This is a genomic window from Mesorhizobium sp. B2-4-6 (assembly GCF_006442775.1).
Taxonomy (GTDB): Bacteria; Pseudomonadota; Alphaproteobacteria; order Rhizobiales; family Rhizobiaceae; genus Mesorhizobium.
Genome location: NZ_VFVI01000002.1, coordinates 358,628 through 380,624 on the forward strand (window position 1 = coordinate 358,628; position 21,997 = coordinate 380,624).

The following is a 21,997-nucleotide window of genomic DNA, read 5'->3' on the forward strand; positions in this document are numbered from 1 at the left end:
CCGGACGCGCGGCAAATTGATCGCCCTGCGTCTGGCATCGCTCCAGCCGCGCCTCTATAGTTCGGGCATGCCCAAGCTGCTGCAAACCAGACTTTTGTGCGTTGCCGCCGCCGCGCTTGCAGGCGCGCTGGTTGCCGGCACCGCGCTTGCCGACGACAGCTCGTCGCAGAAGCTGCCCGGCGTCAGCGGCGACTACCGTATCGCCAAGCCGGCGCCGCAACCGGAACCGGACGACGCCCTGCCGGCCGGCAACGACGGCTCCTTCAGGATCGGCAATACCGATGTCAGAATCGGCGGCAGCATAACGATCGACATGGCCACGGGCGGCATGAAGCTGCCGAACCGCTGAGCGTCCTGCCCCGAAAATTTGCCGGATTGGGTGGTGCCCCTCAGCGCAGTCGGCGCCTGTGGCGATGCAGACCAAGAACGCAAGAGCGCAAAAATGCAAGCCCCATCCCTGCTGCGCAGATGGATGGGGCTTCATGGATCTGAAATCCAACTTTAGCCGGGAGTGTACTGCCGGCGTTCTGTTTCGGATGCAACGCGGCGTTCAGCCGACGATCCGACTGTCGTCTCTGATTGTGGGGAATCGGCAAGTCACGGTTTGTCGGGCTGGCGTTTCAAGTCTGCCCTGGCACTTATGCCCGCCGCGGCTCCATCTCCGTGTGGAGCCTCAAGGGACTGTCCGGTGGCGTCATGCTCCGCTCCTGGGTCCGTTGCGACAATGTCGTTCGAAGCGCTGGTCGCTATCGCCTGCGGCGTCTCGCAGGCCGCCAGTTGGGCGGCGAGGCCATCGAAAGACGGCCGGCTTCGTTGACGCTTTTGAGACTGCTCCCCTCCGTCCGACACGTCAACCGTTGAATAGCCGGTTACCGAAAAATGTGATCGGCGGGAGGTTACGTCCAGGTAAGAGGTTACGTCCGGTAAGTCGGGCGCCTTCGTGAACCGGTTCGGACGCGACGCAGGTGCTCTTTGTTTCCGCAGTTTTGTCAGGAGCGTGTTCGGCCTTTGTTCTTTCCGCTTGCCCGCTCGCGCGAAAGGCGGTTAAACGCTAGTTGTCGAGATGTGTGGCGTCTCTCGACGCGGCGGCAAAACAACCTACATAAGGGATGGCCGGGACAACCCCGCCCAATCCAGCAAATTCCAGATCTGAGGCGGCGACCGGCGATGGCCGACCATAAATACCTTTCCATTCGCGGGGCGCGCGAACACAATCTCAAGAACGTCGATCTCGACCTGCCGCGTGACAGCCTGATCGTGATGACCGGGCTGTCAGGGTCCGGCAAGTCGTCGCTCGCTTTCGACACCATCTATGCCGAGGGCCAGCGCCGCTATGTCGAGAGCCTGTCGGCCTATGCCCGCCAGTTCCTGGAGATGATGCAGAAGCCGGACGTCGACCAGATCGACGGCCTGTCGCCCGCCATCTCGATCGAGCAGAAGACCACCTCGAAGAACCCGCGCTCGACGGTCGGCACGGTCACCGAAATCTACGACTATATGCGGCTGCTGTTCGCGCGTGTCGGCATTCCCTATTCGCCGGCCACCGGCCTGCCGATCGAGAGCCAGACGGTTTCGCAGATGGTCGACCGGGTGCTCGCGCTCGACGAAGGCACGCGCCTGTTCCTGCTGGCGCCGATCGTGCGCGGTCGCAAGGGCGAGTACCGCAAGGAACTGCTTGAGCTGCAGAAGAAGGGCTTCCAGCGCGTCAAGGTGGACGGCGTCTTCTACGAGATCGCCGACGTGCCGGCGCTGGACAAGAAGTACAAGCACGACATCGACGTCGTCGTCGACCGCATCGTCGTGCGCGGCGATCTGGCAACCCGGCTTGCGGATTCGATGGAGACCGCGCTGAAGCTTGCCGAGGGCCTTGCCGTGGCCGAGTTCGCCGACCGGCCGCTCGACGCCAGCCTGACCGGCGAGGACTCGGTCAACAAGTCGAAGAACGAGACGCATGAGCGCATCCTGTTCTCGGAGAAGTTTGCCTGTCCGGTGTCCGGCTTCACCATTCCGGAGATCGAGCCGAGGCTGTTCTCCTTCAACAACCCGTTCGGCGCCTGCCCGACCTGCGATGGCCTCGGCAGCCAGCGCGCCATCGATCCCAACCTCGTGGTGCCGGACGAGAACGTTTCATTGCGCAATGGCGCCATCAGCCCGTGGGCGAAGTCGACCTCGCCTTACTATGCGCAGACGCTGGAAGCGCTGGGCAAGGCTTATGGCTTCAAGCTCGGCGACAAGTTCAAGGACCTCAGCGCGGAGGCGCAGGACGCGGTACTGCGCGGCACGGGCGAGCGCGAGATCACCTTCCAGTATGACGACGGGTTGCGCTCCTATAAGACGACCAAGACTTTCGAGGGCGTCATCCCCAATCTCGACCGGCGCTGGAAGGAAACGGAATCGGCCTGGATGCGCGAGGAGATCGAGCGCTTCATGTCGGCCACCCCCTGCCCGGCCTGCAACGGCTACCGGCTGAAGCCGGAAGCGCTGGCGGTGAAGATCGGCGGCAAACATATCGGCGAGGTCACGGAGCAGTCGATCCGCAAGGCCGATCAATGGTTCACCGATCTGCCGGGTGAGCTCAACGACAAGCAGAACGAGATCGCGGTGCGCGTGCTCAAGGAGATCCGCGAGCGGCTGCGCTTCCTCAACGACGTCGGCCTCGACTATCTGACGCTGTCGCGCAACTCCGGCACGCTGTCGGGCGGCGAGAGCCAGCGCATCCGGCTGGCCTCGCAGATCGGCTCCGGCCTGACAGGCGTGCTCTATGTGCTGGACGAGCCGTCGATCGGCCTGCACCAGCGCGACAATTCACGCTTGCTCGAAACGCTGAAGCATCTGCGCGATATCGGCAATACGGTGATCGTGGTCGAGCATGACGAGGACGCCATCCTGCATGCCGACTACGTCGTGGACATGGGCCCTGCCGCCGGCATCCATGGCGGCGAGATCATCGCTCAGGGAACGCCGCAGCAGGTGATGGCCAATCCCAATTCGATCACCGGCAAATATCTGTCGGGTGCGCTCGAAGTGGCGACGCCTGGCGTGCGGCGCGAGGCGAAGAAAAACCGGCGCATCAAGGTTGTCGGCGCGCGCGGCAACAATCTGAAGAATGTGACGGCGGAAATCCCGCTCGGCACCTTCACCGCGGTCACCGGCGTGTCGGGCGGCGGCAAGTCGACCTTCCTGATCGAGACGCTGTTCAAGGCGGCCTCGCGCCGCATCATGGGCTCGCGCGAGCATCCGGCCGAGCATGACCGCATCGAGGGGCTGGAATTCCTCGACAAGGTCATCGACATCGACCAGTCGCCGATCGGCCGCACGCCGCGTTCCAACCCGGCCACCTATACCGGCGCCTTCACGCCGATCCGCGACTGGTTCGCGGGCCTGCCCGAAGCCAAGGCGCGCGGCTACCAGCCGGGCCGCTTCTCCTTCAACGTCAAGGGCGGCCGCTGCGAGGCCTGCCAGGGCGACGGCGTCATCAAGATCGAGATGCACTTCCTGCCCGATGTCTATGTCACCTGCGACGTCTGCCACGGCAAGCGCTACAACCGCGAGACGCTCGACGTCGTGTTCAAAGGCAAGTCGATCGCCGACGTGCTCGACATGACGGTCGAGGAAGGCGTCGACTTCTTCTCCGCGGTGCCTGGCGTGCGCGACAAGCTGGAGACGCTGAAGCAGGTCGGCCTCGGCTACATCCATATCGGCCAGCAGGCGACGACGCTGTCGGGCGGCGAGGCGCAACGCATCAAGCTCGCCAAGGAATTGTCGCGCAAGGCGACCGGCAAGACGCTCTACATCCTCGACGAGCCGACCACCGGCCTGCACTTCCACGACGTCGCGAAGCTGCTCGAAGTGCTGCACGAGCTGGTCGACCAAGGCAACACGGTGGTGGTGATCGAGCACAATCTCGAGGTGATCAAGACCGCCGACTGGGTGCTCGATCTCGGCCCCGAAGGCGGCGACGGCGGCGGCGAGCTGGTGGCGTCGGGCACCCCGGAAGCGATCGTGCGCGAAAAGCGCAGCTACACCGGCCAGTTCCTGAAGGAGCTTCTGGAGCGCCGTCCCGGAGGCAAACGCGAAGCGGCCGAGTGATGACGAACAACGGTCTCGTCTCCGTCGAAAGCCGCTTCGGCGTCACAGAGACGATCGATAGGCTCGTTGAAACCATCACGCGCACCGGATTGCGCGTCTTCGCACGGATCGACCATGCCGCCGGCGCGCATGAGATCGGTGCGCCGCTGCGCCCGACCGAATTGCTTATCTTCGGCCATCCCAAGAGCGGCACGCTGTTGATGCAGGACAAGCAAACAGCCGGCATCGACCTGCCGATCAAGGCGCTGGCCTGGGAGGACGAGCAGGGCAAGGTCTGGCTGTCCTACAACGACGCGCACTGGCTGGCGGAGCGCCATGGCCTCGGCGACGCCAGCCGCGACGCCGTCGCCGCGATTGCCGCCGGCTTGAAAAAGGTTGTCGCCGCCGCTGCCGGAGTGGACCAATCATGAGACTGGCCCGCCCTGACGATCTCGCCGCCGTCGTCGCGCTAACCACCGAAGCCTATGCGCCTTACACGCCCATCTTCGGCGGACCACCGGTCCCGGTCACCGAGGATTATGCGCCGCGCATCGAGCGCGGCGAGGTCTGGCTGCTGGAAGAAGGCTCACAGCTCGCCGGATTGATCGTCATCGAGCGTCACCCCGACCACGCCATGATCTTCAGCGTCGCGGTTTCGCCGGCCTTCCAGGGCAGAAAGTTGGGCATTGCGTTGCTCGGCTTCGCCGACGAGCAGGCGCGGGCGTGGGGCGTGCCGGAAGTGCGGCTCTACACCAATTCGCGCATGGAGCGGAACATCGCGCTCTATGCGGCCTACGGCTATCGCGAAACGGGTCGCCGGCCCAACCCGTACCGATCAGGATGGATCCTGGTCGATATGGCCAAGCCGGTCGACCGAGCGGCCTGATCGCATTTCGAACGGAGGAGGAAGATGATGAGCCAAGGAAAGATCCGCTCCGGCATGGGCGGCTGGACTTTTGAGCCCTGGGATACCTCCTTCTATCCGGAGAAGCTCGCCAAGGCCAAGCAACTGCACTATGCCAGCCGCCAGGTGCCGAGCATCGAGGTCAACGGCACCTACTATTCCAGCTTCAAGGAACCGACTTTCGTCAAGTGGGCCAACGATGCGCCGGACGGCTTCGTCTTCTCGCTCAAGGGCAACCGCTTCGTCACCAATCGCCGCGTGCTTGGCGAGGCGGGGGAGTCGATGATGCGCTTCCTCGGCTCCGGCGTCGCCGGGCTCGGCGAGAAGCTCGGCCCGATTCTGTGGCAGTTCGCGCCGACCAAGAAATTCGACGCCGACGATTTCGAAGCTTTTCTCAAACTTCTGCCCGAGAAGCAGGACGGCGTGCCTCTGCGCCACGCGCTGGAGGTGCGCCACGACAGCTTCATCGTGCCGGAGTTTCCAGCGCTCGCCCGAAAATACAACGCGGCGATCGTTTATGCGGACCACGCCAAATATCCGGCGATCGCCGACATCACCGGCGATTTCGTCTACGCGCGGTTGCAGACCGGCAGCGACGACAACCCCGACTGCTACACGCCGAAAGGCCTCGACGAATGGGCGGGGCGGACAAAAACCTGGGCTGAAGGCAAACAACCCGCCGACCTGCCGCGCGCCGATCCGAAGACCGATGCGCCGGTCAAGCCGCGCGACGTGTTCGCCTACTTCATCACCGAGGGCAAGGTGCGCGCGCCGTTCGGCGCCATGGCGCTGATGAAACGGGTGGCGGGCTGATAGGGGCAAATCCCGCAATCTTCACGGCTATCGTAACGTAATCGATACTTCCTTGCTGCACTAATACATCTACGCCAGGTTGCAGAGGCCCGGTGCCGGCAAGGACGCGTGCATGCTGCTCGACTACAATTCATTGCTGCTTGCCGTCGGCTTTTCCGCCGCTTGCCTCAGCCTCACGCTGTTCGGAACATGGCTGACCGCCCGTTCCGACAAGTTCCTGCTGACTTGGGCGATCAGCGTGCTGGTCGTCGTGGCCGAGGTCTTTGTCTACGACGCCTATATCGAAAAGCCCGGAACGGCGCTTGGCGTGCTGACGCTGGCGCTGCTCTTGCTGGGCTTCTCGGTCATGCTGGGGGCCGCCCATCAATTCAGGACCAGGCGTTCGCCCTTGCCGCTCATCGCGCTTGGCGCCGGCCTGTCCTTCGCCCTGGCCCTCCCGCCGATGGCGCTCGGCTATGACGGCCTGGGCTTCATCCTGGAGAACGCGCTGGCCGCGCTGCTTTTGTTCGGCGCCGCGCACGAATATTGGCGGGGCCGCGCGGAAGCGCCCGTCCATCTCATCGGCGTGGCGCTGCTCTATTCGCTGACGGCCGCATCCTTCGTGCTGTGCGCGGCCGTGCTGGCATGGGACGGCAAGCTCGTCCTCGGCCGTGCGCCGAGCAATTGGGCGGAGGATCTGAGCCTCGTCATCGTCATCGCCTCCATGACCGGCATCGGCGCATTGTCGCTGGCGCTCAACCAGGGGCGGCTCGCCCGCCATCATCAGCGCGAGGCGCAGACCGATGCCTTGACCGGGTTGCTCAACCGCCGCGCGTTATTCGACCTTCACGGCAAGACACCCGTCGGCGCTTTCACGGCCGTGGTGGTGTTCGACCTCGACGGCTTCAAGGCCGTCAACGACCAGTTCGGTCATGCTGCGGGAGACGAGGTGCTGAAGGTCTTTGCCGAAGTGCTCTCCGCCGATCTGCGCCCGAGCGACGCGGTCGCCCGCATGGGCGGCGAGGAATTCGCCATGGTGTTGAGGCGCACTTTGCCCGAGACAGCCGAGGCGACGGCCGAACGTGTCAGGGCCACCTTCGCCGCGCGCACGGTGGAGACAGAGGCCGGGCCATTGCGCTGCACGGTCAGCGCCGGCTTCGCCCTCGGCAGCACGGACGGCATGAGCTTCGACAAAGTGCTCAGCGCCGCCGACAAGGCGCTCTATGCCGCCAAGCGCGGCGGCCGCAACCGCGTCCTGGATTTCCGCCGCGCCGGTTGAGTTTTACCGCCGCGTGCGAACTCTCAATGGTGCGAGATCACTTCGTTGAAGGCGTCGAGATCGACATAGAAAACCTTGGTGATCTCATCCAGGAGATGATCCTCGTCATAGCCTTGCGACATCAGGATGTTGATCGCGGTCATGATATCGACGCGCTCGGTGAGACGCCGCTTTTGGTAGTCCTCGACAAAACGTTCCATCGCCGTCCCCTGGCAAGATTCTTTTTGGACGCATTGACCGACAATCACTGCGGGGAAAGCTAAGCAGGCTTGCTTGCGTGGAACTTGCGGGCGGTTTCCGCGCGCCTTCCCCTCATTCGCGACTGGATACGGAAAGCGGCCGACTCACCAAGGCCGGGAAAAGACTAGCATGCGGTATTCGACGTACCAGAGCCGTCGAACACTTCGTCATCCTTGGGCATAGCGATGCGAAGCGGAGCGAAGACCCGAGAGTCCATTCCGTTACTTCGAAGCATCACCAACGGTGCAAAAACGTAGGGCGGCAGGAGCGAGGTTGAACGGCCATTACTTTATACCGCCGCATCATCCGGCATCGGTGCGCGACGTCGCTGCGCCCCTTGCTTCGCCCAAGGATGACGGCCGGCACTACACTGTCAGGAACTTCCGCACATCCGCCCGGTCGAGGTCCTCGGCCGGACCGGTATGCACGATCTGGCCGCGATCCATGATGTTGACCTCGTCGGCAAGCTCCCGGCAGAAGTCGAGATATTGCTCGACCAGAAGCACCGCGATCCCCGCCTGGTCGCGCAGATAGCGGATGGCGCGGCCGATATCCTTGATGATCGAAGGCTGGATGCCTTCGGTGGGCTCATCGAGCACCAGGAGCTTGGGCCGCATCACCAGCGCCCGGCCTATGGCGAGTTGCTGCTGCTGCCCGCCGGAAAGGTCGCCGCCGCGGCGCGACAGCATCTGCTTCAAGACCGGGAACAGCTCGAAGACATGCGCCGGAACATTACGGTCTGCACGCCTGAGCGGCGCGAAACCGGATTCCAGGTTCTCGCGCACCGTGAGCAGCGGAAAAACCTCCCTGCCCTGCGGCACGAATGCGATGCCCGACCGGGCGCGATCATACGCCGCGCTCCGGTCGAGCGCCTTCCCCTCGAAGGCAACGCTTCCGCTCGTCAGCCGGTGATGGCCGACGATCGATCTCATCAAACTGGTCTTGCCGACGCCGTTGCGGCCGAGCACGCAGGTGATCTTGCCTGCGCCCGCCTTGAGCGAGACGCCGCGCAGCGCCTGGGCGGCGCCGTAGTGGAGCGTGGCATTGGAGACTTCGAGCATGATTCAGCCCCTTCTCCAGCGCTTCAAAATAGCGAAATCGAAACGGTGGAACGGAACCCGCCAGATCATCCTTCACCGCCCCAGATAGACTTCGACGACGCGCTCATCGGCCGATACGAAATCGAGCGTGCCTTCCGACAGCACCGAGCCCTCGTGCAGGCAGGTGACCTTGACGCCCAGCTCGCGCACGAAATGCATGTCGTGCTCGACGACCACCACCGAATGGTCGCGGGCGATATCCTTGAGCAGGCGCGCGGTCTCCTCGGTCTCGGCGTCGGTCATCCCGGCGACCGGCTCGTCGACGAGCAAAAGCTTCGGGTCCTGCGCTAGCAGCATGCCGATCTCCAGCCACTGCTTCTGGCCGTGGCTCAGATTGGCGGCGAACTCGTCGCGCTTGTCGCCGAGGCGGATGATGCCGAGTATGTCGTCGACGCGCCGTCTCTCGGCTGTCGAGCGGCGATGGAACAGGGCCGGAAAGATCGAGCGCGGCCCCTTCAGCGCCAGCATCAGATTGTCCTCGACGCTGTGGCTTTCGAAGACGGTCGGCTTCTGGAATTTGCGGCCGATGCCCATCATGGCGATCTCGGCCTCGTCGTGCCGGGTGAGATCGACCTGGCCATCGAAGAACACTTCGCCTTCGTCCGGCCGCGTCTTGCCGGTGACGATGTCCATCATCGTCGTCTTGCCGGCGCCGTTGGGCCCGATGATCGCCCGCATCTCGCCCCTGTCGAGCACCAGCGACAGATTGTTGATGGCGCGAAAACCGTCGAAGGAGATCGAGACGCCGTCGAGATAGAGGATGGTGTTGGACTTGCCCATGGATCGCTCACTCCGCCGGCTGCGGCTCGGGATTGGAGGCCGACCATGCGCCAGGCGTCCTCGCCGCCGAGCGCACGATCTTCGGTGCGGTGACCTCACCGTCGGTTCCAGCCTCCTCGGCAAGCGAAGCCGCGCGCATCGCCCTGGCATTGCCGCGCCAGCTATCCCACATGCCGACGATGCCCTTGGGCAACAGCAAGGTGACGGCGACGAACAGGCCGCCCAGCGCGAACAGCCAGAATTCCGGCAGCACGCCGGTGAACCAGGATTTTCCGGCATTGACGAGCAGCGCGCCGATGATCGGACCGACAATGGTGCCGCGGCCGCCAACGGCGGTCCAGATCACCACTTCGATGGAGTTGGACGGCTCGAATTCGCCCGGATTGATGATACCGACCTGCGGCACGTAAAGCGCGCCGGCGATGCCGGCCATGATAGCGGAAACGACGAAGGCGAACAGCTTGACGTTCTCCGCCCGCCAGCCGAGGAAGCGGGTGCGGCTTTCGGCGTCGCGCACCGCCATCAGCAGCTTGCCGTATTTGGAGCGCACGATCGCCGAGGTGATGAAGACAGCGAGCGCCAGCGTGACGGCACTGGCCGCAAACAGCGCCGAGCGTGTCGTATCCGCCTGGACGTTGAAGCCCAGAATATCCTTGAAATCGGTCAGGCCGTTGTTGCCGCCAAAGCCCATGTCGTTGCGGAAGAAGGCGAGCAGCAGCGCATAGGTCATCGCCTGGGTGATGATCGAGAGATAGACGCCGGTGACGCGGCTGCGGAAGGCGAACCAGCCGAAGACGAAGGCAAGCAGGCCGGGTACCGCAAGCACCATCAGCGCCGCGAACCAGAAATGGTCGAAGCCGTGCCAAAACCAGGGCATTTCCTTGTAGTTCAGGAACACCATGAAATCCGGCAGGATGGGATTGCCATAGACGCCGCGCGAACCGATCTGGCGCATCAGATACATGCCCATCGCATAGCCGCCGAGCGCGAAGAAGGCGCCGTGGCCGAGCGAAAGAATGCCGCAATAGCCCCAGACCAGGTCGAGCGCGAGCGCCAGCAGCGCGTAGCAGAGATATTTGCCGACCAGCGCCACGATGTAGGGCGGGATGTAGAAGGCGCTTTGCGGCGAGACCGCCAGGTTGAGCAGCGGCACGATGATGGCTGCTGCGAGCAGCGCGAGGATCGTGACGGCGATACGGCGGTCCGCCGAAAGGAAGCGCCGGGCGATCATGCTTCCACCGCCCGGCCCTTCAGCGCGAACAGGCCGCGCGGACGCTTCTGGATGAACAGGATGATCAGCACCAGCACGACGATCTTGCCGAGCACGGCGCCGGCATAGGGTTCGAGGAATTTGTTGACGATGCCCAGCGAAAAGGCGCCGACCAGCGTGCCCCAGAGATTGCCGACGCCACCGAAGACGACGACCATGAAACTGTCGATGATGTAGCCGCGCCCGAGATTGGGCGAGACGTTATCGATCTGGCTGAGCGCGACACCAGCGATGCCGGCAATGCCGGAGCCCAGCGCAAAGGTCAGCGCGTCAACCCAAGGCGTGCGGATGCCCATGGAGGCGGCCATGCGGCGGTTGGCGGTGACGGCGCGCATCTGCAGGCCCCACGGCGTGCGCTTCATGACGTAGAGCAGCACGGCAAACACGGCGAGCGCGAACACCAGGATCCACAGCCGGTTCCAGGTGATCGCCAATTGGCCGACGTCGAACGAACCCGACATCCAGGACGGATTGCCGACCTCCTGGTTGGTCGGGCCGAAGATGGTGCGCACGGCCTGCTGCAGGATGAGCGAGACACCCCAGGTGGCGAGCAGCGTCTCCAGCGGGCGGCCGTAAAGGAAACGGATGACGCCGCGTTCGATGGCAAGCCCGACAAGTGCGGCGACCAGGAAGGCGAGCGGCAGCGCGATGACCAGCGACCAGTCGAACAGGCCGGGAAAAGAGGTGCGGATCACCTGCTGGACGACGAAGGTCGTATATGCGCCGAGCATGACCATCTCGCCATGCGCCATGTTGATGACGCCCATGACGCCGAAGGTGATGGCAAGACCGATCGCGGCGAGCAGCAACACCGACCCGAGCGAGATGCCGTACCAGATGTTCTGGCCGGCATCCCAGATCGCCAATGTCGAATTGATGCTGCCGATCGCCGCGCTTGCCGCCCCCTTGACGGCGCCCTGCGTACTGGCCTCGACCGAGGTGAGCAGCGAAACCGCGTCGCGGTCGCCGCGCGCCGCGATGACCGGAATCGCCGCCAGTCTGTCGGCCTCCGGCTTGTCGGAGACCAGGACCGACGCGGCGCGGGCCTGTTCGAACAGAGCCTTGCCGCCAGGGACCGTCTCGGCGGCGATTGCCGCATCGAGCGGCTCGATGTTTGCCGCATCGGGCGTCTTGAACATGGTCGCAGCGGCGGCAAGGCGCACGCCCGGGTCCTTGGCGCGCAGCGTCAGCGTGCCCAGCGCATCGCGGATGACCCGGCGCAAGCCATTGTTGACCTTGATCTTGGTGAGGTCGGCCTTGGCGGCTTCGGTCGCCTTTTCGCCGCTTAACGGATCGATCAACTCGACGGCGTCGCCTGTCTCTTTGCCGACGAATATCTGGGAGTCAGTTTTGCGGATGTAGAGATTGCCGTCGGCAAGCGCCGAGAGCGCGCGTTCGACGGCGGGATCGCCGCTGGCGGTAAGCTCGTGCACGACCGCTTCGGTGGCGGAGAAATTGGTGGCAGTCGCGAATTTGGCGATCACGGCGCGAAGATCGGTCTCGGCCGCGCTTGACGGCAACAGGCTTGCCACCGCCAGCAGCAACGTCAGGCCAAGTAAGCGCAACAGGATCATCGCCTCAGCAGTCTCGCATGGTTGAAAGTTTCTGCCCGGGCGGGCCGGAGAGACTGGCCCGCCCGGGCTGCGGTCTCGGGTCGCGGGGCCACTCCGCGACCCGGTCCGGGAGGATCAGTTGGTTCCCTTGCCGCCGCACTTGCCGGTGGCGACATTGAAGTTGCCGCAGGACAAGGGCGCGCGCCAATCGGAGATCAGGTCCTTGGAATCAGGCAGGTAGTCGGACCATTCGTCGCCCATCACCAGGCCAGGCGTCTGCGAGACGGTCTCGAACTGGCCGTCGGCCTGGATTTCGCCGATCAGCACCGGCTTGGTGATATGGTGGTTGGGCATCATCGTCGAATAGCCGCCGGTCAGGTTCGGCACCGACACGCCGACCATGGCGTCGATGACCTTGTCCGGATCGGTGGTGCCGGCCTTCTCGACCGCCTTCACCCACATGTTGAAGCCGATATAATGGGCTTCCATCGGGTCGTTGGTGGTGCGCTTGTCGTTCTTGATGAACTTGTGCCAGTCGCCGATGAACTTCTTGTTCTCGGGCGTATCGACGCTTTCGAAATAGTTCCAGGCGGCGAGATGGCCGACGAGCGGCGCGGTATCGAGACCGGCCAGTTCTTCCTCGCCGACCGAGAAGGCCATGACCGGAATGTCCTCGGCCTTGATGCCCTGGTTGCCGAGCTCCTTGTAGAACGGCACGTTGGCATCGCCATTGACGGTCGAGACCACGGCCGTCTTCTTGCCGGCCGAACCGAATTTCTTGATCGCCGAAACCTCGGTCTGCCAGTCGGAGAAGCCGAACGGCGTGTAGTTGACCATAATGTCCTCGTCCGGCACGCCCTTCGCTTTCAGGTAGGCTTCGAGGATTTTGTTGGTCGTGCGCGGATAGACGTAGTCGGTGCCTTCGAGCACCCAGCGCTTCACCGAACCGCCATCGGCGCTCATCAGGTAGTCGACAGCCGGAATGGCCTGCTGGTTCGGCGCCGCACCCGTGTAGAAGACATTGCGCTCGCTCTCCTCGCCCTCATACTGGACCGGATAGAACAGGATGTTGTCGAGCTCCGAGAACACCGGCAGCACCGATTTGCGCGACACCGAGGTCCAGCAGCCGAACACGGCCGCGACCTTGTCCTTGGAAATCAGCTCGCGCGCCTTTTCGGCGAAGAGCGGCCAGTTGGACGCCGGATCGACCACCACGGCTTCCAGTTTCTTGCCGAGCAGGCCGCCCTTGGCGTTCTGCTCGTCGATAAGCATCAACATGACGTCTTTCAGCGTCGTCTCCGAAATCGCCATGGTCCCCGACAGCGAATGGAGGATGCCGACCTTGATCGTGACTTCAGCCGCCTTGGCGGAAGCCGATGCCAGCAGACCGGCCGCGACGACGCCCGCCGACAGGATTTTTGTAATTTTCGCGAAGTTACCCCTCATATGACACACTCCCAAGCGTGATTGTTTGCATCGCAACATACACTGTGCAAGCGACGTGCCAGACGGAATGCGCTCGACGGAATTTCAGGATAACGAAGAGATTACAGGCGGTTATCCGGTAGCCGGGAAACTTTTCGCATCCACTGCAATGCAGCGGGTTGAGAAAAGTTTACGCAATGCTGCCTAGATTTTGCCCAAATGTCAAAAATGCCTAAACTTTCACCATGAAGGCAAAGTCGGGCTGATTAGCCCTGTTGCGGGCCTATGGCAAAATGGGGCAAGGTCGCCGCGCAAACGAGCGACGTCATGGCCCGAACGATCCTGAGTTTCCTGCTTCTTGTCTCCGCCGCCGGCGGCGCGCGCGCCGATTTCACCGACGGCAAGTTGCCGGACGGCGCCTATCACTGCGAGGTCTACCTGCTCGGCCTGTTTCTCAATCTCGGCGACATCACCATCAAGGGCAATGTCTATAGTGGCCCGGTGACCTTTGGCGCTTCGGGAACCTATAACTACCAGATGAATCCCAATGGCGAGATCACCTGGCTTGGTCCGCTCGGCGGCTACACCAGCGGCGGCAATTCGATCTCCATGACCCAGGCGACGCTGGACGACCCAAGCGGTCCCTCCTTCGACATCATCATGAAGCAGCAGGACGGTGCCTTCACGGCCTCGACCTGCACCAGGAGACAGCCCGCATAAAAAAGGCGCGGAACCCTCACGGGTCCCGCGCCAGCAGGCAGTCGGGAGGTCAGATAGTCTTTGCCGACATCTGGGCTGCGATGTAGTCGGCCTGGCGGATCGCCAGCGTCACGATGGTCAGCGTCGGGTTCTCCGCGGCACCGCTGGTGAACTGGCTGCCGTCGGAAACGAACAGGTTCTTGATATCGTGCGACTGGCCGTGCTTGTTGACCACGCCGTCCTCCGGCTTCTCGCTCATCCGGTTGGTGCCGAGATTGTGGGTGGACGGATAAGGCGGCGTCGGGAAGGTCCGCGTTGCGCCGACCGCGGCGTAGAGCGCCTGGCCCTGCTTATAGGCATGCTCACGCATTGCCTCGTCGTTCGGATGGTCGTCGAAATGGACGTCGGCGATCGGCATGCCGTGTTCGTCCTTCTCATCCTTGTGCAGCGTGATACGGTTCTCCTCGCGCGGCATGTCCTCGCCGACGATCCACAGGCCCGCCATGTGGTCGTAATGGTCGAGCGCGGTGGTGAAGGAGCGGCCCCAGCCGCCGGGGTTGAGGAAGGCCGCCATGAACGGCAGGCCAAGCGACAAAGTTTCCATCTCATAGCCGCCGACGAAGCCGCGCGAGGGATCGTGGCGCGCCTCGTCGCGGATGATGCCGGCCATGGTTGTACCGCGATACATGTGCACCGGCTTGTCGAAGATCGCATAGACCGAGCCGGTGGTGTGGCGCATGTAGTTCTTGCCCACCTGCCCAGATGAGTTGGCAAGCCCATGCGGGAATTTGGACGATTCCGAATTGAGCAGCAGGCGCGGGCTCTCGATCGAATTGCCGGCGACCGCGACGATGCGGGCTTTCTGCTCCTGCAGCTTGCCGTCCTTGTCGGCATAGACGACGCCGGTCACCTTGCCTGAAGCGTCATGGCTGATCTTGATCGCCATCGAGTTCGGCCGGACTTCCAGATGCCCGGTCGCCTCGCCCTTCGGGATTTCGGTGTAGAGCGTCGACCATTTGGCGCCCCATTTGCAGCCCTGGAAGCAGAAGCCGGTCTGCTGGCAGGAGTTGCGGTCGTCGCGCTCCACCGAATTGATGGCCATGTTGCCGGTATGGCACTCCTTGTAGCCGAGCTTGTCGGCGCCGGCCTTGAGCACCTTGAAGTTGTTGTTGCCGGGCAGCCGCGGCCAGTTGTTGGTGCCTGTCACACCGACATCGATGCCTTTTTGCGCCAGCTCATTGCCAAGCGTGCCGCCGCCGGCGCCGGAACCGATGATGACGACCACGCCGTCGTTCTTGAGATCAAATGATGCTGCCATGGTTTCCTCCCATGAAATCTATCGAAAAACGGTTCGGGACATCGCGCCTTACAGCCACTCGATGTCGTTGAAGCCGCGCGCGATGTAGCCGCCCTTGGAATAGGACTCGCCCTCGTAACCGAAGATCGGCCACAGCTCCTTCTGGTTGTAGAGGCTGACGACGAGGCCACCGCGCACCGCCTGGAAGAACGGCGTCTTCTCGATGCCGGTGAGCAGCGCGACCCGCTGTTCTTCCCAGCCAAGCCCGCGATAGCCGCCCTTGCCGGCCTTCTTGTCGAGCTCGGCGATGCCCTTCTCGATCAGTTCCTTGTGGGCCGGGTCCTTGGCTGCCGTCTCGTCGTGGCCCTTGACGGCAATGGCGTAGTATTTGTCGGGCACCTGGTCGTGCGGATAGATGTCGCGCGCCACCTGGATCAGCGTCGCCATCGTCTCGGGCTTCAGCGCCGAGGTTTCGAGACCCCAGGCATGTTCGGGGCTGATGACGGCGCTGCCGGAGATGATGAGCAGCGCACCAGCGCCGCCGCGCTTCAAAAGCTCGCGCCGCGAAAGCCCGGCTTTCTTCTCGTAGCCAGGTTTCTTCTCGTAGACTGTGACCATGATTTCCTCCCTGCTTGCTGTTCGCACCCCGAGAGAGTGCCGTTGCTGGCGCCGCGCCCCTCCGCGGCGAATATCCCCTATTGGAAGCGCCCTCCCCGCTGCAGGACCTCGATCTTGTAACCGTCGGGATCCTCGATGAAGAAGAAGCGGGCGATCAGCGCTCCGTCGCGGTTGAACTCGACGATCTTCCTCGGATTGAGGCCGAGCGCGCCGACCCGGTCGTGCTCGCTGTCGAGATCGGCGACCGAGACAGCGAGATGGCCGTAGCCGTCGCCGAGCGCATAGGGTTCGGTGCGCCCCTTGTTCACCGTCAGCTCCACCTCGAATAGCGAGTCGCCATTGCTGAGATAGATGAGCGTGAAGGTCTCGAAATCGAGCCGCTGCGCGACCTCGAGGCCGAAGGCCTTGTTGTAGAAATCGACGGACCGCGCCTCGTCGAGAACCCGGATCATGGAATGGATCGCCTTCGCCAAATCGGTCTCCGCAGCTTCAGGTGCTTACGGAAACGATTATGCGCGCCGGCAAAAAAAGGTGGTGGCAGCCGATTACCACGCACGGAATTGGAAAACGGCTAGTGTCGCTCCAGTTTTAGCTGCATGCCGCCCAAAAGCCTGCCGCGGTTTTGGGGACCGGCATGCAGCAAACAAAGGCTTGAAGCTCGGCGCGCCGAAACGGTTTCAAGCGGCGCGCTTTAAGGACGAAAGTCCGATTGCCGTTGCCGGCCATTGGATCGAAAATGACAAACGCAGGCAGTGTTCAAAAAGGCGCCGGCAACTCAATCGGCGCCCAAGACAAACAAGAACGGGAGGTACCGATGTGCAGAGTCTTTGCCGGACAGGATCCGGAAGGCTACCGGCAGATCAACAGGTCGATCCGCATCGACGGCCATTCGACCAGCATCCAGCTCGAGGCGACATTTTGGGGTCTTCTTGACGAGATCGCCGACAGCCAGGGACTGACGACGCCGAAATTCATCTCGAAGCTCTATGACGAGGCGATCGAGATCAACGGCCAGATTCCGAACTTCGCTTCGATGCTGCGCACCACCTGCGCGCTCTATCTGCGGGGCCATCGCCCCAACGCCGAGGAGCAGGCTGCGTTGAAGCAGGAAGCCGCCTGACCAGCGGCACGGGTGAATTCCCCTGGACAGGCCAGGCGGCGGAGCGATCCGCCCATCGACAGGTTATTGCATCCATCTAAAATACAGGCACAACGGACAACGGCGGCAGGCCTAACCAACGATTGACGATGCGCTTGACGGACAGTCTATCTTTCCGCAGGCTGGCAACAAATCGAGCTATGCGGCTTGAACTTTACAGTTTCCGTCATCTTTAACTTGGGCGTGATTTCCCGAGGCAGGCAGCTTTATTTTCGAGGCACCTAATATGAGCCATCGCTATCCTATCAGGATGAACCGGCGTCTTTTCCTCTCCTCTGTCGCCATGCTGACGATCACAGCTCCAGCCGTGAGCTTCGCGCGAACGATCTCGGGCTCCCTGCCCTGGGAGCCGATGGCTTCGGATCCGCCGGCGCGGGTCATCCCCGGCGCGTGGCAGTTCTTCACGCCGCAGGAAGCGGCTCTGGTCGAGGCCATTGTCGACAGGCTGGTCCCCCACGACGACCTCAGCATCGGCGGCAAGGAGGCCGGCTGCGCCGTCTACATCGACCGGCAACTGGTGGGCGCATTCGGGACATCGAGCCGGCTCTACACGCAGGGGCCGTTCAAGCCGGCATTGCCGACACGGGGCTACCAGGGCGAAGCCAACCCGGCACAGCGCTACCGCGCCGGACTGGCGGCCATGGATGCCTTCCTGAAACAGCGCGACGGCAGGACATTCGTCGAGCTCAAGCCGGAGGAACAGGACGCTTTCCTCACCGAGATGGAAGCGGGCAAGGTCGATCTGCCCAACAGTGTCAAGGCCGCCGGATTCTTCGGGCTTTTGCTGCAGAACACGATGGAGGGCTTCTTCGCCGACCCGGTCTATGGCGGCAACAAGGACATGGCGTCGTGGCGCATGCTCGGCTTCCCGGGCGCCCGCTACGACTACCGCGATCATGTCGCCAAGCACAATCAGCCCTATCCGCTGCCGCCGGTGTCGATCACCGGCCGCCCGGAATGGCTGGGCAAGGGAGCTTGAGCCATGACCAGGATTTTGCCGCGCAAGGATGTCGTCATCGTCGGTCTCGGCTGGACCGGGGCCATTCTTGCCAATGAACTGACCGACCAGGGCCTCGACGTGCTCGCCATCGAGCGCGGCCCTTGGCGCGATACCGCGACCGACTTCAACATCGGCTATGCGCAGGACGAGCTGCGCTACTCGATTCGTCGCGATCTCTTCCTGCAGCCGGTCGTTGAAACCATGACGATGCGCAACGACCGCTCGCAGACGGCGCTGCCGATGCGCGATTTCGGTTCCTTTCTGCCGGGCAATGGCGTCGGCGGCGCCGGCGTCCACTGGAACGGCCACACTTGGCGGTTTTGGGATTCCGACTTCAAGACCAGGACCAATCTGACGAACAGATACGGCGCGGCGCGGATCGCCGATCTCCAGGTCGAGGACTGGGGCGTCACCGGCGCCGAAATGGAGCCCTATTACGACCAGTTCGAATATCTGGCCGGCATCTCGGGCAAGGCCGGCAACATCAAGGGGCAGCTTCAGGAAGGTGGCAACCCGTTCGAGGATCCGCGGGCGCGCGACTACCCGAACCCGCCGATGCAAATGACCTACGCGCCGACGCTCTTTGCCGAGACCGGCCGGTCGATGGGGCTGCATCCGTTCCCGACGCCGTCGGCGAACATGTCGCGCGCTTACACCAATCCGCTCGGCGTCACGCTCGGCCAATGCACGTACTGCGGCTTCTGCGAACGCTTCGGCTGCGCCAACTATTCCAAGTCGAGCGCCCAGACGACGGTGCTGCCGGTGCTGATGAAGAAGGCCAATTTCGAGGTCCGCACGGACAGCGAGGTGCTGCATGTCGACCTCGCCGCCAGCGGCAAGTCCGCGCGGGGAGTCACCTATGTCGACTCTTCCGGCGAGGCATATTTCCAGCCCGCCGACTTGGTGCTGCTTTGCGCCTACGGCCTGCACAATGTCCGGCTGATGATGCTGTCGGGCATTGGCGGGATCTATGACCCCAACACCGGCGAGGGAACGGTCGGGCGCAACTACTGCTACCAGACCAACGCCGGCGTGCAGGTGTTCTTCGACGACAAGAACTTCAATCCGTTCATCGCCGCCGGCGCGCTCGGCCAGACGATCGACGATTTTAATGGCGATGCCTTCGATCATGGCGGGCTCGATTTCGTCGGCGGCGCCGGCATCAACTGCATCCCCACCAACGGGCGTCCGATCGGCACGCGACCGACGCTTCCCGGCACGCCGAAATGGGGCAGCGCCTGGAAGAAGGCCACGGTCCAAGGCTACAAGAGCACGCTTTCCTTCTCTTCGCAGGGAAGCAGCTACGCGACGCGCGCCAACTATCTCGACCTCGATCCGACCTACAAGGATCGCTTCGGCCGCCCGCTGATGCGCATGACCTTCGACTTCCCCGACAACGACATCCGGATGTCGAACTATCTCTGCGACCGGATGGAGGAGATCGCCAAGAAGCTCGGCGGCAAGCAATACGCCGTCGGCCGGCGCAAGAAAGGCTGGGACAGCGTGCCGTACCAGAGCACGCACAACACCGGCGGCGCGATCATGGGGACGGATCCCAAGCGCAGCGCCGTCAATGTCTTCCTGCAGAGCTGGGACGTCCCGAACGTCTTCGTCATCGGCGCCTCGGCCTTCCCGCAGAACGCCGGCAAGAACCCGACCGGAACGGTCGGCGCGCCGGCCTTCCGCGCCGCCGACGCCATCCGCAACCACTATCTGCGCGATCCCGGCGCGCCATTGGTGCAGGCATGAAGACGCTCGCTCTCACTCTTGCCGCGGGTTTTGCCAGCTTGGCCGTTGGCCCCGCCATCGCCGCCGACCAGGCTGACCAGATCATTCGCGGTCAATACCAGGCCGTGCTCGGTGACTGCGCCGGCTGTCACACGAAGCCCAGCGGCAAGCCGCTGGCCGGGGGGCTGCCGCTCGAAACACCGTTCGGCGCGCTGGTGCCGCCAAACATCACGCCCGACAGGGAGACCGGCATCGGCAACTGGAGGGAAGCCGATTTCCGCAACATGATGAAAACCGGCGTCGGCCATAACGGCGTGCGGCTTTATCCGGCGATGCCCTACCCGGCCTACACCAGGATGACCGATCGGGACATTTCCGATCTGTGGGCCTATATGACGACGGTCGAGCCGGTTTCGAACAAGGTGGAAGCCAACCAGCTGCCGTTCCCGCTCAACGTCCGGCTGTCAATGTGGGGCTGGAACCTGCTCAATTTCAGCGAAACGCCTTTCACGCCGAATCCATCCAAACCGGCGGAATGGAACCGGGGCGCCTATATCGTTCAAGGCGCTGGACATTGCGGCACCTGCCACACGCCGAAATCCTTCCTCGGCGCCGACAAGGACAGCGTCTTCCTGCAGGGCGCGTCGCTTCAGGGCTGGTTCGCACCGGACATCACCAACAATGCGCAGTCTGGTCTGGGGAAATGGTCCGAGGACGACCTGATTCAGTACCTCAAGACCGGCGTCAACGCGCATTCGATCGCATCGGGTCCGATGGCCGAAGCGGTCGAGAACTCGACCTCGAAGATGACCGACGCGGATCTGAAAGCCGTCGCCGTCTATCTGAAGAGCCTTGGTTCGGATACCGGCAATGTACAATCGGCGAAACCTGAACAGGCAAGGATGGTGACCGGCGAAGCCATCTACCGCGACAATTGCTCAGCGTGCCACGGCGGTGACGGCGCTGGTGCCGGCGCCCTCTTCCCGGCGCTCAGCAACAACTCGATCGTCGCCCAGGGCAATACGGAGACACTGGCCCGGCTGGTCCTGGCGGGAAGCCAGGCCGTGCGTACGGAGCATGCGCGCACGACCCCGGCGATGCCATCCCTGGCCTGGCGGTTGAGCGACCAGGAAGTCGCCGACGTCCTCACCTATGTGCGCAACAGCTGGGGCAACGCCGCTCCGATGGTTTCGTCTGGCGATGTCGCTGCCGTGCGGAAGGAATTGACGCAATAATCTAGTCGGCTGCGGCGACTTCGAGCGCCAGCCGGGTCATGTCGGTGAACAAAGCCTGGCGCTCCGAATAATCGGTCAACTCGCCGGTGGCGATATGATCGACGACGGTGAGCAGTGACAGCGCTCGCGCGCCGAACTGCGCCGCAATCCGATAGAGCGCACTGGTTTCCATATCGACGGCCAACGCTCCCAGCGCGATCGGCTCGTCGAACCGGGCACGGCCGGCGGGATGATGAAACACGTCGCTGCAGATCGTGAGACCCGCGCTGCAGGCGATGCCGAGATCGGCCGCGCGCCGCAGCGCCAGCGCATGCAGCGCATGGTCCGGGCCCGCCGGCTGGTAAAGCCCGAACACCTGTCCGCTGATTGCGCCCTCCGCCCGCACTTCGCTGGAGATGACGACGCCGCGCAGGGGCACATCTTCCGACAAGCCGCCTGATGTGCCGGTGCGGATCAGCGTCTTCACGCCATGATAGTCGAGCAGTTCGTGGGCGTAGATCAGGAAGGATGAAACACCGATGCCGGTCGCCTGGATGCTGACCGGCTTGCCGCGGAACCGGCCGGTGAAGCCCAGCGCGCCTCTTCGGCGGTTGACGCAGCGCGGCGCCTCGAGAAAGGTTTCCGCCATCCATCGGGCGCGCTCGGGATCGCCCGGCAAGAGCACCGTTTCGGCATAGGCCCCCCGGCCCGCCTCGATATGCGGCGTCACGCGCTACCACCCCCATGATAGACCCATCCGGTCGCCATCATGACAGGGTCATAGCAATGCGCAAGCGCTGGCTTACTTGGAGCAATTCTAGGAAAAGTGTGAGCGGTTGGGCTCGCGGCTTCGCCGTAGTTTTCCGCCCGG

General features: G+C 63.4%; 21 protein-coding genes. 11 read left to right on the plus strand and 10 right to left on the minus strand.

Annotated features, from left to right (window positions below; genetic code table 11):
• The first annotated feature begins 67 nt into the window (after window positions 1-67).
• The 6 genes from FJ957_RS07660 to FJ957_RS07685 all read left to right on the plus strand — a co-directional run bounded on the left by FJ957_RS07660 (window position 68) and on the right by FJ957_RS07685 (window position 7,043).
• Window positions 68-349 carry a hypothetical protein gene (locus FJ957_RS07660; protein ID WP_140830861.1) on the plus strand — a complete coding sequence of 94 codons (282 nt, stop codon included), beginning with the start codon at window positions 68-70 and terminating at the stop codon, window positions 347-349.
• A gap of 818 nt (window positions 350-1,167) precedes the next feature.
• The gene (gene uvrA / locus FJ957_RS07665; protein ID WP_140830173.1) at window positions 1,168-4,089 is read left to right on the plus strand and encodes an excinuclease ABC subunit UvrA; all 2,922 of its coding nucleotides are present in this window, start codon (window positions 1,168-1,170) and stop codon (window positions 4,087-4,089) included.
• Window positions 4,089-4,499 (plus strand): DUF302 domain-containing protein, encoded by a 411-nt coding sequence (locus FJ957_RS07670; RefSeq protein ID WP_181180521.1) that lies wholly within the window; start codon window positions 4,089-4,091, stop codon window positions 4,497-4,499. Before uvrA ends, FJ957_RS07670 begins: the two co-directional genes overlap by 1 nt.
• On the plus strand, window positions 4,388-4,954 hold the full coding sequence (locus FJ957_RS07675; protein WP_246685799.1) for a GNAT family N-acetyltransferase: 567 nt from the start codon (window positions 4,388-4,390) through the stop codon (window positions 4,952-4,954). Before FJ957_RS07670 ends, FJ957_RS07675 begins: the two co-directional genes overlap by 112 nt.
• Before the next feature lie 24 nt (window positions 4,955-4,978).
• Window positions 4,979-5,785 carry a DUF72 domain-containing protein gene (locus FJ957_RS07680; protein WP_140830178.1) on the plus strand — a complete coding sequence of 269 codons (807 nt, stop codon included), beginning with the start codon at window positions 4,979-4,981 and terminating at the stop codon, window positions 5,783-5,785.
• 112 nt (window positions 5,786-5,897) lie between these two features.
• The gene (locus FJ957_RS07685; protein ID WP_140830180.1) at window positions 5,898-7,043 is read left to right on the plus strand and encodes a GGDEF domain-containing protein; all 1,146 of its coding nucleotides are present in this window, start codon (window positions 5,898-5,900) and stop codon (window positions 7,041-7,043) included.
• 23 nt (window positions 7,044-7,066) lie between these two features.
• Here FJ957_RS07685 and FJ957_RS07690 read toward each other — a convergent pair whose 3' ends face one another.
• From FJ957_RS07690 to urtA, 6 genes are all read right to left on the minus strand, one after another.
• Window positions 7,067-7,243, minus strand: coding sequence for a hypothetical protein (locus FJ957_RS07690; protein ID WP_095765283.1), 177 nt, complete (start codon window positions 7,241-7,243; stop codon window positions 7,067-7,069).
• 405 nt (window positions 7,244-7,648) lie between these two features.
• Complete coding sequence (gene urtE, locus FJ957_RS07695; RefSeq protein ID WP_140830182.1) at window positions 7,649-8,344, minus strand: urea ABC transporter ATP-binding subunit UrtE; 696 nt, start codon at window positions 8,342-8,344, stop codon at window positions 7,649-7,651.
• A 72-nt stretch (window positions 8,345-8,416) separates the two neighbouring features.
• Window positions 8,417-9,163: an urea ABC transporter ATP-binding protein UrtD gene (urtD, locus tag FJ957_RS07700; RefSeq protein ID WP_140830184.1), complete on the minus strand. Its 747-nt coding sequence runs from the start codon at window positions 9,161-9,163 to the stop codon at window positions 8,417-8,419.
• A gap of 7 nt (window positions 9,164-9,170) precedes the next feature.
• The gene (gene urtC, locus FJ957_RS07705) at window positions 9,171-10,394 is read right to left on the minus strand and encodes an urea ABC transporter permease subunit UrtC (protein WP_140830186.1); all 1,224 of its coding nucleotides are present in this window, start codon (window positions 10,392-10,394) and stop codon (window positions 9,171-9,173) included.
• On the minus strand, window positions 10,391-12,007 hold the full coding sequence (gene urtB, locus FJ957_RS07710) for an urea ABC transporter permease subunit UrtB (protein WP_140830187.1): 1,617 nt from the start codon (window positions 12,005-12,007) through the stop codon (window positions 10,391-10,393). The genes urtC and urtB overlap by 4 nt, the downstream gene beginning before the upstream one ends.
• Before the next feature lie 114 nt (window positions 12,008-12,121).
• The gene (gene urtA, locus FJ957_RS07715; protein ID WP_140830189.1) at window positions 12,122-13,432 is read right to left on the minus strand and encodes an urea ABC transporter substrate-binding protein; all 1,311 of its coding nucleotides are present in this window, start codon (window positions 13,430-13,432) and stop codon (window positions 12,122-12,124) included.
• A 306-nt stretch (window positions 13,433-13,738) separates the two neighbouring features.
• Between urtA and FJ957_RS07720 the strand changes: the two genes are divergently transcribed.
• Window positions 13,739-14,131 (plus strand): hypothetical protein, encoded by a 393-nt coding sequence (locus tag FJ957_RS07720; protein ID WP_140830191.1) that lies wholly within the window; start codon window positions 13,739-13,741, stop codon window positions 14,129-14,131.
• Window positions 14,132-14,180: 49 nt separating this feature from the next.
• Here FJ957_RS07720 and FJ957_RS07725 read toward each other — a convergent pair whose 3' ends face one another.
• The 3 genes from FJ957_RS07725 to FJ957_RS07735 all read right to left on the minus strand — a co-directional run bounded on the left by FJ957_RS07725 (window position 14,181) and on the right by FJ957_RS07735 (window position 16,498).
• Window positions 14,181-15,428 carry a GMC family oxidoreductase gene (locus FJ957_RS07725; RefSeq protein WP_140830193.1) on the minus strand — a complete coding sequence of 416 codons (1,248 nt, stop codon included), beginning with the start codon at window positions 15,426-15,428 and terminating at the stop codon, window positions 14,181-14,183.
• Window positions 15,429-15,476: 48 nt separating this feature from the next.
• Window positions 15,477-16,025, minus strand: a complete 549-nt coding sequence (locus tag FJ957_RS07730; RefSeq protein WP_140830195.1) for a gluconate 2-dehydrogenase subunit 3 family protein — start codon at window positions 16,023-16,025, stop codon at window positions 15,477-15,479.
• Window positions 16,026-16,102: 77 nt separating this feature from the next.
• Entirely contained in the window at window positions 16,103-16,498 is a 396-nt protein-coding gene (locus FJ957_RS07735) for a VOC family protein (protein ID WP_140830197.1), read from the minus strand.
• Between the two features lie 341 nt (window positions 16,499-16,839).
• Between FJ957_RS07735 and FJ957_RS07740 the strand changes: the two genes are divergently transcribed.
• From FJ957_RS07740 to FJ957_RS07755, 4 genes are all read left to right on the plus strand, one after another.
• Window positions 16,840-17,145: a ribbon-helix-helix domain-containing protein gene (locus tag FJ957_RS07740; RefSeq protein ID WP_140652977.1), complete on the plus strand. Its 306-nt coding sequence runs from the start codon at window positions 16,840-16,842 to the stop codon at window positions 17,143-17,145.
• 265 nt (window positions 17,146-17,410) lie between these two features.
• Window positions 17,411-18,163 carry a gluconate 2-dehydrogenase subunit 3 family protein gene (locus tag FJ957_RS07745; RefSeq protein ID WP_181180522.1) on the plus strand — a complete coding sequence of 251 codons (753 nt, stop codon included), beginning with the start codon at window positions 17,411-17,413 and terminating at the stop codon, window positions 18,161-18,163.
• Between the two features lie 3 nt (window positions 18,164-18,166).
• On the plus strand, window positions 18,167-19,933 hold the full coding sequence (locus FJ957_RS07750) for a GMC family oxidoreductase (protein WP_140830198.1): 1,767 nt from the start codon (window positions 18,167-18,169) through the stop codon (window positions 19,931-19,933).
• Complete coding sequence (locus FJ957_RS07755) at window positions 19,930-21,147, plus strand: cytochrome c (protein ID WP_140830200.1); 1,218 nt, start codon at window positions 19,930-19,932, stop codon at window positions 21,145-21,147. The genes FJ957_RS07750 and FJ957_RS07755 overlap by 4 nt, the downstream gene beginning before the upstream one ends.
• A 1-nt stretch (window position 21,148) precedes the next feature.
• Here FJ957_RS07755 and FJ957_RS07760 read toward each other — a convergent pair whose 3' ends face one another.
• Window positions 21,149-21,856 (minus strand): purine-nucleoside phosphorylase, encoded by a 708-nt coding sequence (locus FJ957_RS07760; protein WP_140830202.1) that lies wholly within the window; start codon window positions 21,854-21,856, stop codon window positions 21,149-21,151.
• Window positions 21,857-21,997: the final 141 nt, after the last annotated feature.